The sequence below is a fragment of the Stenotrophomonas sp. MYb57 genome (assembly GCF_002966815.1).
Lineage (GTDB): Bacteria > Pseudomonadota > Gammaproteobacteria > Xanthomonadales > Xanthomonadaceae > Stenotrophomonas > Stenotrophomonas indicatrix.
In genome coordinates, this window is the sequence record NZ_CP023271.1 from 2,388,660 (window position 1) to 2,402,330 (window position 13,671).

The following is a 13,671-nucleotide window of genomic DNA, read 5'->3' on the forward strand; positions in this document are numbered from 1 at the left end:
CCGCGCAATGACAGCACCTTGGCGAACGCACTACCGGCTTCTACACGCAGATGTGGAAGATGGACGTGCCGCCACTGGGGCGGCGTCAACTACGGAGATTTTTCCATGGCCAACCAGAACCAGAATCAGAACCAGGGCAGCAACCGCGGTTTCGCCTCGATGGACGAAGACAAGCAGCGCGAGATCGCCGCCAAGGGCGGGCGTGCGGCGCATGAGTCCGGCAATGCTCATGAGTTCAGTTCCGAAGAAGCACGCGAAGCCGGCCGCAAGGGCGGCGAAGCAGTCAGCCAGGATCGCCAGCACATGGCCGACATCGGCCGCGAGGGCGGCCAGTCGCGTGGTGGCAACCAGGGTCAGCAGGAGCAGCAGCAGCGCGGTGGTGGCAACCGCGGCGGCCAGCAGCGCTGAGCGGCGCATTGGGTAACGGCAGCGGCGGGCGGACTTCGGTCCGCCCGCTTTGTTTGCGGTATCACGATGCTGGCCCGCGCACGAGTGTTGCCGTATGTGATTTCGACCATCAAGGCGCCAGCGGCGACAGACCTTCGCTGGCAGGCCCTTCCAGCAACTGTCCGGTGGCACTGAACCGGCTTCCGTGGCAGGGGCAATCCCAGGTGCGCTCATGCCCGTTCCACTGCACAAGACACTTGAGATGCGGGCACAACGGGGAGAGCTCATGCAGATCGCCTGCATCATCCCGGTAGGCCGCAGTCCGCTTTCCGCCGATGTCCAGCAGAGCGCCCTCGCCTGCCGGCAACGACTCGGCCGCTCCCTCGCTGGACCGCGGGAGACGATCGCCGATAAAATGCTTCATCACGGTCGCGTTTGTCCGCAGCCATCCGCCGGCCGATCGAAGCGGGGTGAACCGCATTGGGCTCAGCTGCCGCGCGGCCTCTTGGTGGACACCTTGAATGCCCTGCTCGATGACACTGGCGGCCACACCCGCCCAACCCAGCCCATCAGGACCGAAACCGGTGGCAACCCATACGTTGTCGTGTGCGCTGTTGCCTATGTATGGAAGCCGGTCGGCTGCACGGAACTGCTGTGCAGACCAGATGATGGGCTCACCCTGCAGCTGGAAATGCCGTCGCGCGTCCTCGACCAGACGCAACCCGGGGTCTGCGACCGGGGTCTCTCCAGCCCGATGCGTTTCCCCGACCAGTACCAGCCAACTGCGGCCGTCTGCGCCAGTGCCACCGCGCAGCGAACGATGCCGGTCGGCGATCCAGTGGATGCCTGGCGCTGGGGCCACGGCAACCGGTGCAGCCATCGCGTATTCCCGGTGGACCTCCATCTCGGCTTGCACCAGGTTGAATCCTGATGGGGAATGCGTGGCAAGCACGAAGTGCGCGGCACGGATGGTATCGCCGGTCCCGGTTCGCGCGACGCCGGCGCCGGCGTCAATGGTCGCCACCCTGGTGCCGGCGTGGATGCGGACACGTCCCGCAAGTCGCGATGCCAGGCCCTGGCAGAACGCCAGCGGATCCAGCTGCGCTTGATCGGGGACAGTGAACGAATGCCCCAGCGCGAAGGGAAGGCCGAAGGGATGGTGGGCGCAGCGCAGGCCGGCGCGCTGGTAGGCCTGCAGTTCCCGGTCAAACCTGAGCGTGGCCTCCGCATCCCGCTGCTGGATGCCGTATTGCATCGGCACCCTGCTGAAGCCGCATTCCAGATCATAACGGTGCACCAGCGCTTCGATGGAGCGCAGCGCCTGTCCGCGCCACTGCACCACCCTGCTCGCCACTCCACTGCCCCAACGGCTCACCAGATCGGCCATCCGCGATACCGGTGCGTAGAGGTTGCCGGTGGATTGTGCGGTATTGCGGCCGCCAACCGGGCCGGCATCGACGAGCAGAACATCCAAGCCTGCGTCGGCCAACCGGGCGGCGGTGAGCAGGCCAGTGATGCCTGCACCAACAATGAGCACATCAGCGCGTGCCGGCCCCGCCAGAGGCGGGAACGGTCGTGTCTGACCGTAGTGCCGCCAGAGGCTGCCGCGAAGGGAAGGTTGGCTCATGAACATCGACTCCATGCAGGTTCTGCAGATCAGTCCGCCTATGCCCCGCCCCTGCCCCGGTCATCGGGCCATGTCTTGGCGGTGCGGTGGACGTCAGGGTTCGCGCGGCGGCAGATCGAGCGCCCCGGAGCCGGGGCCTGCGCCCAGCTCTGCGCCGGTCATCGGACGCAGAGCTGGGTCGGACAACGTCCGCAGTGTCATTGCGTCTTCAGCTGCCTGCTCGCGCGGCGTCAGCCCGACCCCGTAGTCTCCGTCACCTCCGTCCAGCGCTGCCTGGGCTTCACGGTCGGTGACGCGTTCCCACAGTTCGCCGCTGTTCCAGCTTCCCTGCAGATCCTGCCCGCCCTGCGACATGTCCATATACAGATCGGTATAGGCCGGATCCCCCGGCAGCTTTCCAGGCGGGAAGTTCGGCTGCATGCTGTGCAGTGCCTTCTCGAACGACTTCATATGCGCGATCTCACGCGTCATCAGGAAGCGCAGCGCGTCCTTGATGCCCGGGTCACCGGTGATATTGATCAAACGCTCGTACACCAGCTTCGCACGCGCCTCGGCGGCGATGTTCGAGCGCAGGTCTGCACTGGGGTCGCCGATGCTGTCGACGTACGCCGCCGTCCACGGCACCCCACTGGAGTTGACCAGAGCCGGCCCTCCGCCATACAGGATCTGCTCGGTATGGCTGGTGCTGTTTTGTCCCAGCTGCCGCATATCCTCGGCTTCCAGCATGGCCTCGGACTGCACCGCCTTAGGACCACGGTTGAGCATTGCGATGATGGTGCCGATGATCTCCAGGTGGCTGATCTCCTCGGTAGCGATATCCATCAACATATCCTTGCGGCCCGCGTCGCACTCGCCAAGCCCCTGGGTGAAATAGCGCATGGCGGCAGCCAGTTCGCCCTGCGGACCGCCGAACTGCTCGAGCATCAGCGTGGCGAGCTGCGGATCGGATTGACGAACGCGGACGGTGTACATCAGCTTTTTGTGATGAAAGAACATGGTCAGTCTCCTGTGCGTGCAATAACGGACATCACGATCAGCGCTTGGCCTCGGCGCCGGGGGTCTCGTCGCGATCAAGGAACGCACCTACGAGGACGTCCTGGTGATCCTCCAGCCAACGCGCCATGGCGATCTCTTCCTGCAGGATCTGTCCGCAGACAGCTGCGATGTCGGTTGCACCCGCACGTTCGGCGGCGACTACCAAAGCCCGGTAAGTGGCAATCTCGGTATTCTCGAAGCCAAAGGAGAGACCGATACCTTTGACGATCTCATCCTCCATCATGCTGTTGCCGGCCGCGTGCATCGCAGCGGTGAGGCTGGCAAACAGCCCTTTGGCGGTAGGTACGCTGCCGCCAAGGGATTGGATGCATTGCCGCAGCGACTCGGACTGCTGGCGGGTTTCCTGTACATGCTGACCGATCCGGGCGGCCAGTACCGGATAGTTCTCGATGCGCGAGGCCATGGCCTTCATCATGGTCTCTGCCTCCTGTTCCATGGCATACGCATCCTGCAGCCACTTCAACAAACGTTCTCTGCGCTTGCCACTGCGTGGGTCGGACATCTGCGTTCTCCGCTTCGGGGCGATATGCCTCCACCCTCATCGTGGCGAACACGCGATCATCGTCATGTCGTCCGGTGTGAAAGCGCTTGCCGCGCGGCCGCACACGCTGCTGATGTGGGCATAACACTTGTTGTGGCACCGGCAGCAGTGCCGGTCAACCATTTCGCGCATGCCGCTGCGGATTGCTCACTTCATTGCGTTGGAAACAGCCACGCCGGTGCCGAACTCCAGCGGCTGCGACTCTCTACTGGCGGTTCCCTGGCTTCAGGCTACCTGTGCGTGGGGTTCGACCAACGCCACCAGGATATCCATCGCAGTGGCATTCAGCGCTCCGCTGTCGCCTCGCTGCTTGAATCCCGTCCAATCGCTCCCCGCAAGCCGCGACAGCACCTGCGGTTCCACCGGAAGCCATCGCATCGGCCAGAAAGGCACACGGCGCTGACCAACGCGACCCCGCTGCAGCTCGATGAGTTCACCATGACTGCTGGCGCCGATCACGCGCGAGTACGCCACCCGGAGTCCGTCCGCCGGGCCTTCCATGTACTGCAGGAATCGGCAGCCATCGAACAACAGGACGCCACTGACTCCGGCGTCGCGGTTGAACCGGGCGGCGTCATCGACAACGCGATCGAGCAGTTCTGTGCCCTTCCCTGGGTCGCAGCCGGAGATCGCGGGACAGGCTTCGCTGACATACGTTATGGCTCTGATTGGCATCATCCTTCCTGGTTGCTTCATGACAGTGGATGACCTTAGCAATCGCCTGCGGCAGTTGTGTTCAGTGCGGGTCTAGTCGCGTGAAAAGCCATTACGCAATGCTCAACGATTCAGCTTCGTTGGGAGCGGATCGTGATCCCCATCACGCTGTAATCGCAGCGAAAGGCCAACGATGGCTTGACCCACCAACGGATCGAACCACCATGTCAGACACCGGTCGCTTCCACGTCCTTGAGCTCAACGCAGAAACCGATGCGCAACATCGAGTTACGTACGTGAACACCATAACCATGCGATGCAACGCATGCGGTCATGTGTCGCGCAGAACAAGTGAACAGTTGGAACAGATACCCGGGGGGACCGTGCTGTCGTGTTCGCGGTGCGGGGCGCACCAGGCCGTCAGCAACGCACGGCTGCAATGCCACCCGGCGCTGACCGGTCACGGTGAAGCCCCAAGCGCAGCCTGAGGCTAAGGCAGTGCCGGGCGCGCCAGCACCGGCCAACGCGGAGCATTTGACATCTTTCATCAGGTGAAGACAGCCATTGCATCCTGCCTCTACCTTCACTGTGCGTAGATGACGGCCCCATCATCTGGAATACCCGTATGAGCGCAGACAAGACGCAGAGCCGGTACGCTACCAATCCTCAGAACGGCCCCGATCCGACGCTGAAGAAGAAGAAACATCGGCCGAACCAGCCGTCTCCCACCACACCTTCCCCATCCCCGATGTCCTTGCGGAAGAAGAAGCGTTAGTTGAAGGCGGGCTGGCTCGCACCTTCCGTGCAGACGGGGCTGTCGCGCGCGCAGCAGCCGCTACGCTGCCCTGCCGTCGTGTGGTGCTGCTCGGACGCAGCGCCTCAGCTCGGCCAGCCATGGCAGGCCGGCAAGCGCCAGGGCAGGCAGTATCGTGGACAGCCACAGGCGCGCCGGTGCCGGCTGCCATCGCACGCCCCAACCAGTCTGTGCATTCCACGCGACCCATGCCAAAAAGACCCATGGCGCCATGTCCAGAATGCTGTGAACGTGTTGCTCGAGCGGACTGATGCGACGGCAGCCATCTGCGCTCGCGGTATCGAGATAGCCCACGATCGCATGCAGCATGGCCGCCACCGTCAGCAGCACGATCAGTGCGCAGGTGTGTGCCAGCGCCAACCAAGCCAAGAGGCCGGCGCCGATCAGGCTGAGCTGCACACCGTGCAGCGCGCTCTCGCGCAGGCCGGAGGTGTGGGCGATGTCGGTCCGCCGATGGAAGTGGAAATCGAGCGTCCCTGCCAGCAGCCACAGGCCGTACACGCATGCCATGGCCAGACTCATGGCGTAAGCACGATCTTGCGGCAGTCGTCGTTCTTGGCATCGAACATTGCGTAGCCCGCTGCAGCATCGCCCAAGCGCATACGGTGAGAGATGATGTTGCCCGGATCGAGCTTCCCATCCAGGATGGCTGTCAGCAGTTCCGGCATCAATCCCTGCACGTGTGTCTGCCCCATTTTGAACGTCAGACCCTTGTCGAACGCGTCCCCCAGAAGGAATCCATGGATGAAGCCGGCGTACACGCCGGGAATGCTCACTACACCGCCACGACGGGCAGCGGCGATGGCCTGGCGGATCGCCACGCCACTGCTCCCTTCCAGTTTCACCGCGGTCAGAGCGCTCTCCAGCGCACTGCCTTCCGCTTCAAATCCAACCGCTTCAATGCAGGCGTCCACGCCTCGCCCCCCGGTCTGGCTGACGATGTACTCGGCCGGGTCATCGACCGTAGTGAAATCAATGGGCGTTGCACCGTAGGTGCGCTGCGCGAAATCAAGCCGGTACTGCAGGTGGTCGATGATGAAGATCGTTTCCGCACCGAGCAGCCTGCAGCAGGCTGCACTCATGAGCCCGACCGGGCCAGCACCGAAGATCGCAACGGTCGAGCCTGGCTTTACCCCGGCATTAAGTGCCGCCTGATAGCCGGTCGGCAGGATGTCGGACAGGAAGAGCACCTGCTCGTCTGCGACGCCCTCCGGGATACGCAGCGGGCCGACATTTGCCTTGGGTACACGGGCGAATTCAGCCTGCCCGCCTGCAACACCGCCGTACAGATGGCTGTACCCGAACAGCGCTGCCGGCGGCAGCATGCCCTTGGCATTCAGTGCAGCGCCCGGACCGGTATTCGTTGTCTCACAAGCAGCGTACTCGGCCAATCTGCAGTGGAAGCACTCACCACAGGCGATGACGAACGGAACCACGACCCGATCGCCGGGCCGAAGCTGGGACACGCCACGACCCACCTCTTCGACCACCCCCATGAACTCGTGGCCAAGCACATCACCAGTGTGCAGATCAGGGATCTTCCCGCGATAGAGATGCAGGTCCGAGCCACAGATTGCAGTTGCCGTCACCCTCAGGATCACGTCATCGTCCGCGGCCAGTACGGGATCTGGAACGGTTTCAACACGCACATCCTTGCGGCCATGATAGGTCAACGCCTGCATCGTCAGTCTCCTGTCGATCGGGAAAGGATGTTCAGCGTGTCATGCCCCCATTTTCGATGCCGTGAGCGCGGAGTGTGCGCGGTGTACATCCAGCCGGACACGGCCGTTGACACTGCCTTCAACCATTCACCGACTCCACGCATCCCATTCACGGCGGTTTCCGCAGTGCCCGGGCAGGCTCATCCATGAGGCGGGTGCGCGAGGTGAGGTATGTGGAGAAGAAATGGTCTTTCGCTGGTTCTGCTGGCACTGATGTTGCTGTTTCTGGGAGGGCAGATCGCAGCGGGCCTGCAGGTCTACAACGATGAGCTGCAGCGGCATGGCAGCACCTCGGTGGACCTGTGGCATTACCTTGTCAGTGGCCACTTCATCAGTGCCACCTTCGAGAACTGGGAGAGCGAGTTCCTGCAGATGGGCATGTACGTGCTGTTGACGGTTTCGTTACGGCAACGCGGCTCGGCAGAATCGAGGCCACTGGATCCGGCGCAGGAGCAGGAACGGGTGGATGAGGGACCTGCCCCTTGGCCCGTGCGCCGGGGCGGGATCTGGGAGACCTTGTACGGCCACTCACTGGCGATTGCCTTCACGATCATGTTCCTGCTGAGTTTTGCCTTGCATGCCATCGGCAGTTGGCGTTCGGAGTGTGTCGAGAAGCGGCTGGAGGGCCTGCCACCCCCGGGATTCCTTGACCATCTGTTCAGCAGTACGTTCTGGTTCGAGTCGATGCAGAACTGGCAAAGCGAATTCCTCGCCGTGCTGTCACTGGTCATCCTCACCATCTTCCTTCGCCAGAAGGACTCTCCCCAGTCGAAAGCGGTCCAGGCACCTCACTCGCAGACCGGGGATTGATGGCGACGGGCGTGCAGCACGTTCCCCTGGCGGCGCCACGCTAGGCCAGGAATACTTCATGGTTGCGCTGGAAACGCGCAAGAACGCGCGCGGGCAACGCCGGCTCGGCACGCAGGTACTTGATCGCTCCAGTCTGGGTGCGCAGCAGGGACATTGCGCCGCGTTTGCAGTCGATAACGCTTTCTATATCCAGCAACCTGGGAGATTCCCACGCCATGTGCGCGCAGCCGGGATCCATCCAGTGCCATCCCCAGATCGGGTATTCCAGCCGTGCACAGCCAACTGAGCGTGCGGCACGGCATGCGGCGCGTCCGGCGGCTTCATGGTCTGCACGGCCATCGAAGCGCCAGGGTGCCAGCAGAAGGTCATTGGGACGCAGCGTGCCCAGCAGCCAGCGCTCCAATGCCTGCTCGTGCGCGGCAAGCATCCCGCCGGCGATGCCAAGCCGAACAATCGACGCGGCGCCGATGCCGACCCTTTCCAGCGCTTCACACTGCTCATCGCGGCGTGCTTGGCGCAGTCGGGCAGGCGTCCACCATGGTTCGCCGGCATAACAGGCTTCGCCGTCGGTGAGTGCCAGTATTCGGACCTGCGTGTGCTCAGCTACGCATTTCAGAAGACCGCCACAACCCAGCACCTCGTCACCCGGATCGGTGGCCAACAGCATGATGCGCTCTGCGGCCCCGCACAGCGACGCCAGCGGGGTCGCCGGGCGCTGCCAGAGCCAGCGACACTGCTGCCACGCACGTTCATCCGAGCCATTGCTGTAATCGCTGTAGCAGATACCCATACCGTCCATCGCGCCTCCGTCGTACGCTCGTCGGATCCCGCACCTGGCCTCGACCGGCAACACCTGGGGCCATCAGCGTGCAGGCTGCCGGTGACGCCGGTCTCGGCAGCGCGCACCGGCCTCGCATCGCGGCGTCGCGGCGGCAGTGCATTCAACGTAAATCCCTGCCGGTCGCTTTTCCGTCTTGGCGGCGTGGGTGGCTGATGAACACCGTGCGCGGATCTCATTGCGCCCTCAGCGATGCCAGTCCTGACGGCAGCAGCGGGCCGGGCGGCTGGACATCACTGGATCCATGCGTTTGATTCACGATTGCATGAAGGGGCAGCCGGCAAGCTCACTTGCATCTCGAGATGAGCCGACGAGGATCATGACCGTGACTGCGCGTCCACTCAAAGCGATCTACCAGGTTGACCCGTATCTTTTCCGTGACAGCGACGGTCTTGGCTGGGGCACGCTGGATGGGGTGACCGAGAAGCTGGATTATCTGCAATGGTTGGGTGTGAGCCATCTCTGGCTGCTGCCCTTCTATTGCAATGCCGGGCGCGACGGCGGCTATGACATCACCGACCACTATCGCATCGATCCACGCCTCGGTGACGAGAAGGCATTCGAGCGCCTGGTGTCTGCTGCCGATGACCGTGGAATCGGGATCCTGGTCGAACTGGTCATGCAGCACACCGCCAGCGCACACCCCTGGTTCGCGGCCGCCCGGGCGGGTGATCCGTACCGGCGACCCTGGTACCTGTGGAGCGACTGCATCCCTGATGATGGGCTGCAGCCGATGTTTCCACCTGTCGAGGCGTCAACCTGGACATGGGATGCGGAGGCCGAGGCGTTCAATCGCCACATGTTCTACCACCACGAGCCGGACCTGGAACTCGCCCATCCGCCCGTGCGGGATGAGCTGCGACGGATCATGGCGTTCTGGCTGCAGCGCGGCGTCGCCGGATTCAGGGTGGACGCTGTGCCCTACATGGTTGAGCGCGCCCGGCACGCTGATCCTCGCGACGATGGGTTGTGGTTGCTTGAGGACATGCGCAAGGTCGCCGACGACCATCAGCGCGGCCTGCCACTCATCGGCGAAGCAGATGTCAGCGCCAATCGCTACGGCGACTTCCTGCATGGGGGAAGGCGGCTTTCCCATCTGCTTGACTTCCATCTCAACAATCATTTTTTCCTGGCGCTGGCGCGGGGCGATGCCCGCGTGCTTAGCGATGTCATGGCCGAGTATGGCCCGCATGCGCCTCCAGACACCCGCATCGCATGGCTGCGCAACAATGACGAGCTGGACCTGGAGCAGCTCTCCGCGCAGGAACGTGAGGAAGTGATGGCGCGCTTTGCCCCCGACCCCGGAATGCGCATCTACGGCCGAGGCATTCGGCGCCGTCTTGCACCGATGCTCGGCGGGGATGTGCGTTGGCAAGCGATGGCGTGGGCGGCGCTGCTCTCGCTGGGGCAGGTGCCGGTGCTTCGATACGGAGAGGAGATCGGCCTGGGCGACTGTCTCGATCTGCCCGAGCGCAATGCGGTCCGGATGCCGATGCAGTGGCATGATGGCCCGGCGGGCGGATTTACGGATGCACCGCATCACGCTTGGCGCAAGCCATTGGAAACCGGACCTTTTGGCTACAGGACGATCAACGTCGCCGCGCAGCAGTCCGATCCAGACTCACTGCTTGGCCGCATCCGTGAGCTTCTTCACCAGCGCGCTGAACAGCCATTGTTGCAGGCCGGTCCCACCGTGCTGCCGTCGCATGCCCCTGCGCTGCTCGTGCTCCGATACGGCCATGGCCCGAAGCAGGCGCTCGCCTTGGTCAACTTCAACACGCAGCCGGTCTGGTTCGAGGTGCCCCTTGCAGGCGACCTCACCGCCATCGTCGCCCGCCATGCGATACTGCAGGGGCGCCGCTGTCTTCTGCAGGGATACGGCTATGCGTGGCTGGTGGGCGGCGCGGAATGACGTCGCAACGGCGGCAGGACATGCGCCGCGAAATCATCGATGAAGCGTTCCTGCTCGAGGTTGACGTTGTGCAGGTAGATGCGGTCGAAGCCCAACGACTGCAGTTGCTGTAGCCACGCAAGATGACGTTGCAGATCGGCGCTGACGTGTACGTGCTCGCGCAGCTGCAGTGCATCGACCTTGGCTGCGCATGCTTCGAACTGCTCGGGCTGGTCCAGCCCTTCAGCCAGCTCGGGTGGGAGGACGTTGGCGCTCCACTGCTGCAGCGCGCCGGCCAGTGCGGCCTCTTCTGAACGTGCATAGGACAGCTTGGCCTGCACGTACATTGGCTTGCCCAGGCCGCCAGCCGCCTCGAACGCGTTCACGACGCGGCGCAGTACCGGAAGGGGTTGGCTGATGGTGATCAAGCCATCGGCCCAGCTCCCTACCCACCGTGCGGAGGCCTCGGTGACGGCCGCGCCCAGCAACGGTAGTGGAAGCAGCGGCCGGCTGTAGAGACGCGCGCCACGCAGTTCGAATGCGCCCGTGTGATCAACCCGCTCTCCCTGCCAGAGCCGGCGCATCACATCGGCGGCTTCCAGCAGGGCCTGTTGCCGCATCTCCTTGGACAGCCACGGCTTGCCGGTGATGCGCTCGTTGAGCGCTTCGCCCGTGCCCAGTGCCAACCAGACCCGGCCGGGTGCGAGCTGGTCAAGGGTCGCCGCCGCCTGTGCCACCAGCGCTGGATGCTGGCGCAGCATCGGGCACGTCACCATGCCCAGGGTAAGCGCACACTGCGCCGCCAACGCGCCGGACCAGACCCAACTGTGTCCGGATTGTCCCTGCGCCGACGTCCAGGGATGAAAATGGTCGGAGCACATCAGGGCATCGAATCCGGCGTGTTCGGCGCGGTGCGCCAACTCAAGAAGCGCCGCCGGCGCAAACTGCTCGTGCGAAGCGTGATAGCCGATCATCATCACTGGATCCAAGCGGAATGTGGACGCAATGGCAACACCGGCGACGGTAAAACCGCGTCATGAAAACATCTTCTTCCTGTATCGGCCACCGCCGCTGGGCAATTGCCGAGGGCTACATTCCTGCGTGGAGCAATGGCCCGTCACCCGAGATGGAAAGCCATGAGACGTGCTGCGTGCTCAACGCGGGCGACCATGATGCGCACGTGCTTCTAACGCTGTATTTCGAGGACCGCGAGCCGCTGGGGCCCTTCAGCTTCGTGGTGCCCGCCCGCCGCACGCGCCACCTGCGGTTCAATGACCTGCAGGACCCGGCGCCGATACCGCGTGGCGCTGGTTTCGCCAGCCTCATCGAATCAGATCACCCGGTCGTAGTGCAGCATACCCGGTTGGATTCAAGGCAGGCCGCCAACAGCATCATGACCACCATCGCGTACCCATTGTGAAGCCTGCGATGGATGTCGTCGACATGGCAGCCACGCCGCCGGGCCGCTTTTTTTACCACCGCACGGCGAGACTGGACGCCCCTGCCACTCACGGAGCCAGACGATGCCGACCCCCAACTATCCACGCCCGCCATTTCCACGCCAGCAGCAGCGCTTCCCCGGGAAGACCGCACCGATGCAGCCTCGACCGGATCACGGAGAAGACAGCTACGTGGGCCATGGTCTGCTGACCGGCCGCAAGGCACTCATCACCGGCGGAGACAGTGGTATCGGTGCCGCCGTCGCCATTGCTTTCGCGCGCGAAGGCGCAGACGTGGCAATCGCCTTTCTTGAGGGCGAGCAGGACGATGCACGCCATGTCCAGCAGCAGATCGAGCAGGCGGGGCGCAAGGCCGTGCTGGTGCCGTGCGACATCAGTGATCCGGCGCAGGCGCGCAGCTTGGTTGACAGGGTGGCCAGCGAGCTCGATGGACTGGACATCCTGGTCAACAACGCGGCCTATCAGCGCTATTACGAGAGCCTGGACGACATCACCCTGGAGGACTGGCAGCGCACATTCGATACCAATGTGCACGCGGTCTTCAATCTCAGCCGGCTATGTGTTCCGCACCTGCAGGGCGGCGGCGCGATCATCAATACCGCCTCGGTCAACTCCAAGAAGCCGACGCCCAACATCCTTCCCTACTCGGCCACCAAGGGGGCAGTGGCCAACCTGACCATCGGCTTGGCGGGGCTGCTTGCAGAACAGCAGATCCGGGTCAACGCCGTGCTGCCGGGCCCCATCTGGACGCCGTTCATCCCTGCGGGCATGGCCGCCGATGAGGTGGAGCAGTTCGGTTCGCAGACGCCGTTCGGACGCCCCGGGCAGCCAGCAGAGCTCGCTTCGGCGTACGTGATGCTCGCCTCGGATACGGCAAGCTACACATCCGGTGCGCTTCTGACCGTCTCCGGCGGCGCGGTCACGCTCTGACAGATGTTCGGTCTGCCGCCATGGTTCATGGATTGGCTCACGGTGGTGGTACCCGTGGCCGAGATACTTCTGACCCTCGGGCTGGCGTGGCTGCTGGTGCGGGCGCTTGCCTGGGCCCTTCAGCGGGCCAAGCAGCGCGGTCGATTGGCTCCGGAACTGCATGCCGGGCTGCGCCGTGGTGGTGCGCTGCTGATCTACCTGGCCTCCGGTCTTCTGGTGTTGGAACGGCTCGGGGTGTCAAGGTCGGTGTTGTGGACTGCGCTCACCGGATTCATGGCGGTCGGCGCAGTTGCATTCTTCGCAGCATGGAGTGTGCTGTCCAATCTGTTCTGCTCGTTTCTCATCGTTGCCACCCGTCCATTCCGCATCAACGATGTCATCGAGGTTCTGGAGAATGTCGACAAGCCCGGCCTCTGCGGCCAGGTTGTCGACATCAACCTGATCTACACCACGCTGATCGATCGCGCCGAAGGGGCGCGTGGTTGCCTGCTCCGCGTTCCGAACTCGCTCTTTTTCCAGCGAATCACCCGGCACCGCGGCGCCAGCCAGGAGCGCATCACCCCGCTTCACTACAGCAGCCACCACCCTGCACCGCCGGCCGGGCCCGTCTGAGGTATGACGACCTTCATCCTGCTGAGGCGGTTTATCAACCCACCGCACGCCACTCCAAGCGGCGCTGCGCCGGAGAGCCGACGTGAATGAAAAGAAGTTGCGGGACGACCTGCCCTTCAATCCGGGTGCCAATGTGGACGACGCCTCGAAAGCCCATACGCCTGACCAGCGGCGCAACGACAGGGCGACGTGGAAGGAACATGACATGCCGGACGACGGCAAGGGGCAAAAGGCCGAGCCCGAAGACTACGAACGTCCCGACCCGGATCCCACCGCTAAGCAGCAAGGCCGCTGACATTGGCCGGCGCCCCACCTTCTGGGCCGCGCAGG

At 63.8% G+C, this 13,671-nt stretch carries 16 protein-coding genes; 8 read left to right on the plus strand and 8 right to left on the minus strand.

From position 1 onward, the window contains the following. Positions 1–105: 105 nt before the first annotated feature. Complete coding sequence (locus CLM74_RS10985) at positions 106–408, plus strand: KGG domain-containing protein (RefSeq protein ID WP_088099940.1); 303 nt, start codon at positions 106–108, stop codon at positions 406–408. A 109-nt stretch (positions 409–517) separates the two neighbouring features. Here the strand turns inward: CLM74_RS10985 and CLM74_RS10990 are convergent, their stop codons facing one another. The 6 genes from CLM74_RS10990 to CLM74_RS11015 all read right to left on the minus strand — a co-directional run bounded on the left by CLM74_RS10990 (position 518) and on the right by CLM74_RS11015 (position 6,761). Continuing rightward, positions 518–2,014: an FAD-dependent oxidoreductase gene (locus CLM74_RS10990; RefSeq protein WP_105164991.1), complete on the minus strand. Its 1,497-nt coding sequence runs from the start codon at positions 2,012–2,014 to the stop codon at positions 518–520. A 93-nt stretch (positions 2,015–2,107) separates the two neighbouring features. After that, a complete protein-coding gene (locus tag CLM74_RS10995; protein ID WP_105164040.1) occupies positions 2,108–3,010 on the minus strand; it encodes a manganese catalase family protein in 903 nt (300 codons plus the stop codon). Between the two features lie 37 nt (positions 3,011–3,047). After that, on the minus strand, positions 3,048–3,572 hold the full coding sequence (locus tag CLM74_RS11000; protein WP_105164041.1) for a ferritin-like domain-containing protein: 525 nt from the start codon (positions 3,570–3,572) through the stop codon (positions 3,048–3,050). Positions 3,573–3,836: 264 nt separating this feature from the next. Continuing rightward, a complete protein-coding gene (locus CLM74_RS11005; RefSeq protein ID WP_105164042.1) occupies positions 3,837–4,286 on the minus strand; it encodes a BLUF domain-containing protein in 450 nt (149 codons plus the stop codon). 814 nt (positions 4,287–5,100) lie between these two features. Beyond that, positions 5,101–5,589: a hypothetical protein gene (locus tag CLM74_RS11010; protein WP_234003474.1), complete on the minus strand. Its 489-nt coding sequence runs from the start codon at positions 5,587–5,589 to the stop codon at positions 5,101–5,103. Between the two features lie 8 nt (positions 5,590–5,597). After that, on the minus strand, positions 5,598–6,761 hold the full coding sequence (locus tag CLM74_RS11015; RefSeq protein ID WP_105164044.1) for a zinc-dependent alcohol dehydrogenase: 1,164 nt from the start codon (positions 6,759–6,761) through the stop codon (positions 5,598–5,600). Between the two features lie 210 nt (positions 6,762–6,971). Here CLM74_RS11015 and CLM74_RS11020 point away from each other — a divergent pair, with 210 nt between their 5' ends. After that, on the plus strand, positions 6,972–7,610 hold the full coding sequence (locus CLM74_RS11020; RefSeq protein WP_105164045.1) for a DUF6766 family protein: 639 nt from the start codon (positions 6,972–6,974) through the stop codon (positions 7,608–7,610). A 40-nt stretch (positions 7,611–7,650) separates the two neighbouring features. On the opposite strand, the gene CLM74_RS11025 is transcribed toward CLM74_RS11020, so the two are convergent. Further along, positions 7,651–8,277, minus strand: coding sequence for a PIG-L family deacetylase (locus CLM74_RS11025; RefSeq protein WP_234003327.1), 627 nt, complete (start codon positions 8,275–8,277; stop codon positions 7,651–7,653). A gap of 490 nt (positions 8,278–8,767) precedes the next feature. On the opposite strand from CLM74_RS11025, the gene CLM74_RS11030 reads away from it, so the two are divergent. Further along, positions 8,768–10,360 (plus strand): alpha-amylase family glycosyl hydrolase, encoded by a 1,593-nt coding sequence (locus tag CLM74_RS11030; protein ID WP_234003328.1) that lies wholly within the window; start codon positions 8,768–8,770, stop codon positions 10,358–10,360. On the opposite strand, the gene CLM74_RS11035 is transcribed toward CLM74_RS11030, so the two are convergent. Further along, positions 10,330–11,259 (minus strand): TIGR03885 family FMN-dependent LLM class oxidoreductase, encoded by a 930-nt coding sequence (locus CLM74_RS11035; RefSeq protein ID WP_234003475.1) that lies wholly within the window; start codon positions 11,257–11,259, stop codon positions 10,330–10,332. The genes CLM74_RS11030 and CLM74_RS11035 overlap by 31 nt on opposite strands. Here CLM74_RS11035 and CLM74_RS21745 point away from each other — a divergent pair. The 5 genes from CLM74_RS21745 to CLM74_RS11055 all read left to right on the plus strand — a co-directional run bounded on the left by CLM74_RS21745 (position 11,200) and on the right by CLM74_RS11055 (position 13,636). Next, positions 11,200–11,379 (plus strand): hypothetical protein, encoded by a 180-nt coding sequence (locus tag CLM74_RS21745; RefSeq protein ID WP_234003489.1) that lies wholly within the window; start codon positions 11,200–11,202, stop codon positions 11,377–11,379. The genes CLM74_RS11035 and CLM74_RS21745 overlap by 60 nt on opposite strands. After that, complete coding sequence (locus tag CLM74_RS11040) at positions 11,376–11,759, plus strand: sensory rhodopsin transducer (protein ID WP_105164047.1); 384 nt, start codon at positions 11,376–11,378, stop codon at positions 11,757–11,759. The genes CLM74_RS21745 and CLM74_RS11040 overlap by 4 nt, the downstream gene beginning before the upstream one ends. Positions 11,760–11,862: 103 nt before the next feature. Further along, positions 11,863–12,729 carry an SDR family oxidoreductase gene (locus CLM74_RS11045; RefSeq protein ID WP_105164048.1) on the plus strand — a complete coding sequence of 289 codons (867 nt, stop codon included), beginning with the start codon at positions 11,863–11,865 and terminating at the stop codon, positions 12,727–12,729. A gap of 3 nt (positions 12,730–12,732) precedes the next feature. After that, positions 12,733–13,341: a mechanosensitive ion channel family protein gene (locus tag CLM74_RS11050; protein ID WP_105164049.1), complete on the plus strand. Its 609-nt coding sequence runs from the start codon at positions 12,733–12,735 to the stop codon at positions 13,339–13,341. Positions 13,342–13,450: 109 nt separating this feature from the next. Continuing rightward, positions 13,451–13,636: a hypothetical protein gene (locus tag CLM74_RS11055; protein WP_234003476.1), complete on the plus strand. Its 186-nt coding sequence runs from the start codon at positions 13,451–13,453 to the stop codon at positions 13,634–13,636. Positions 13,637–13,671: the final 35 nt, after the last annotated feature.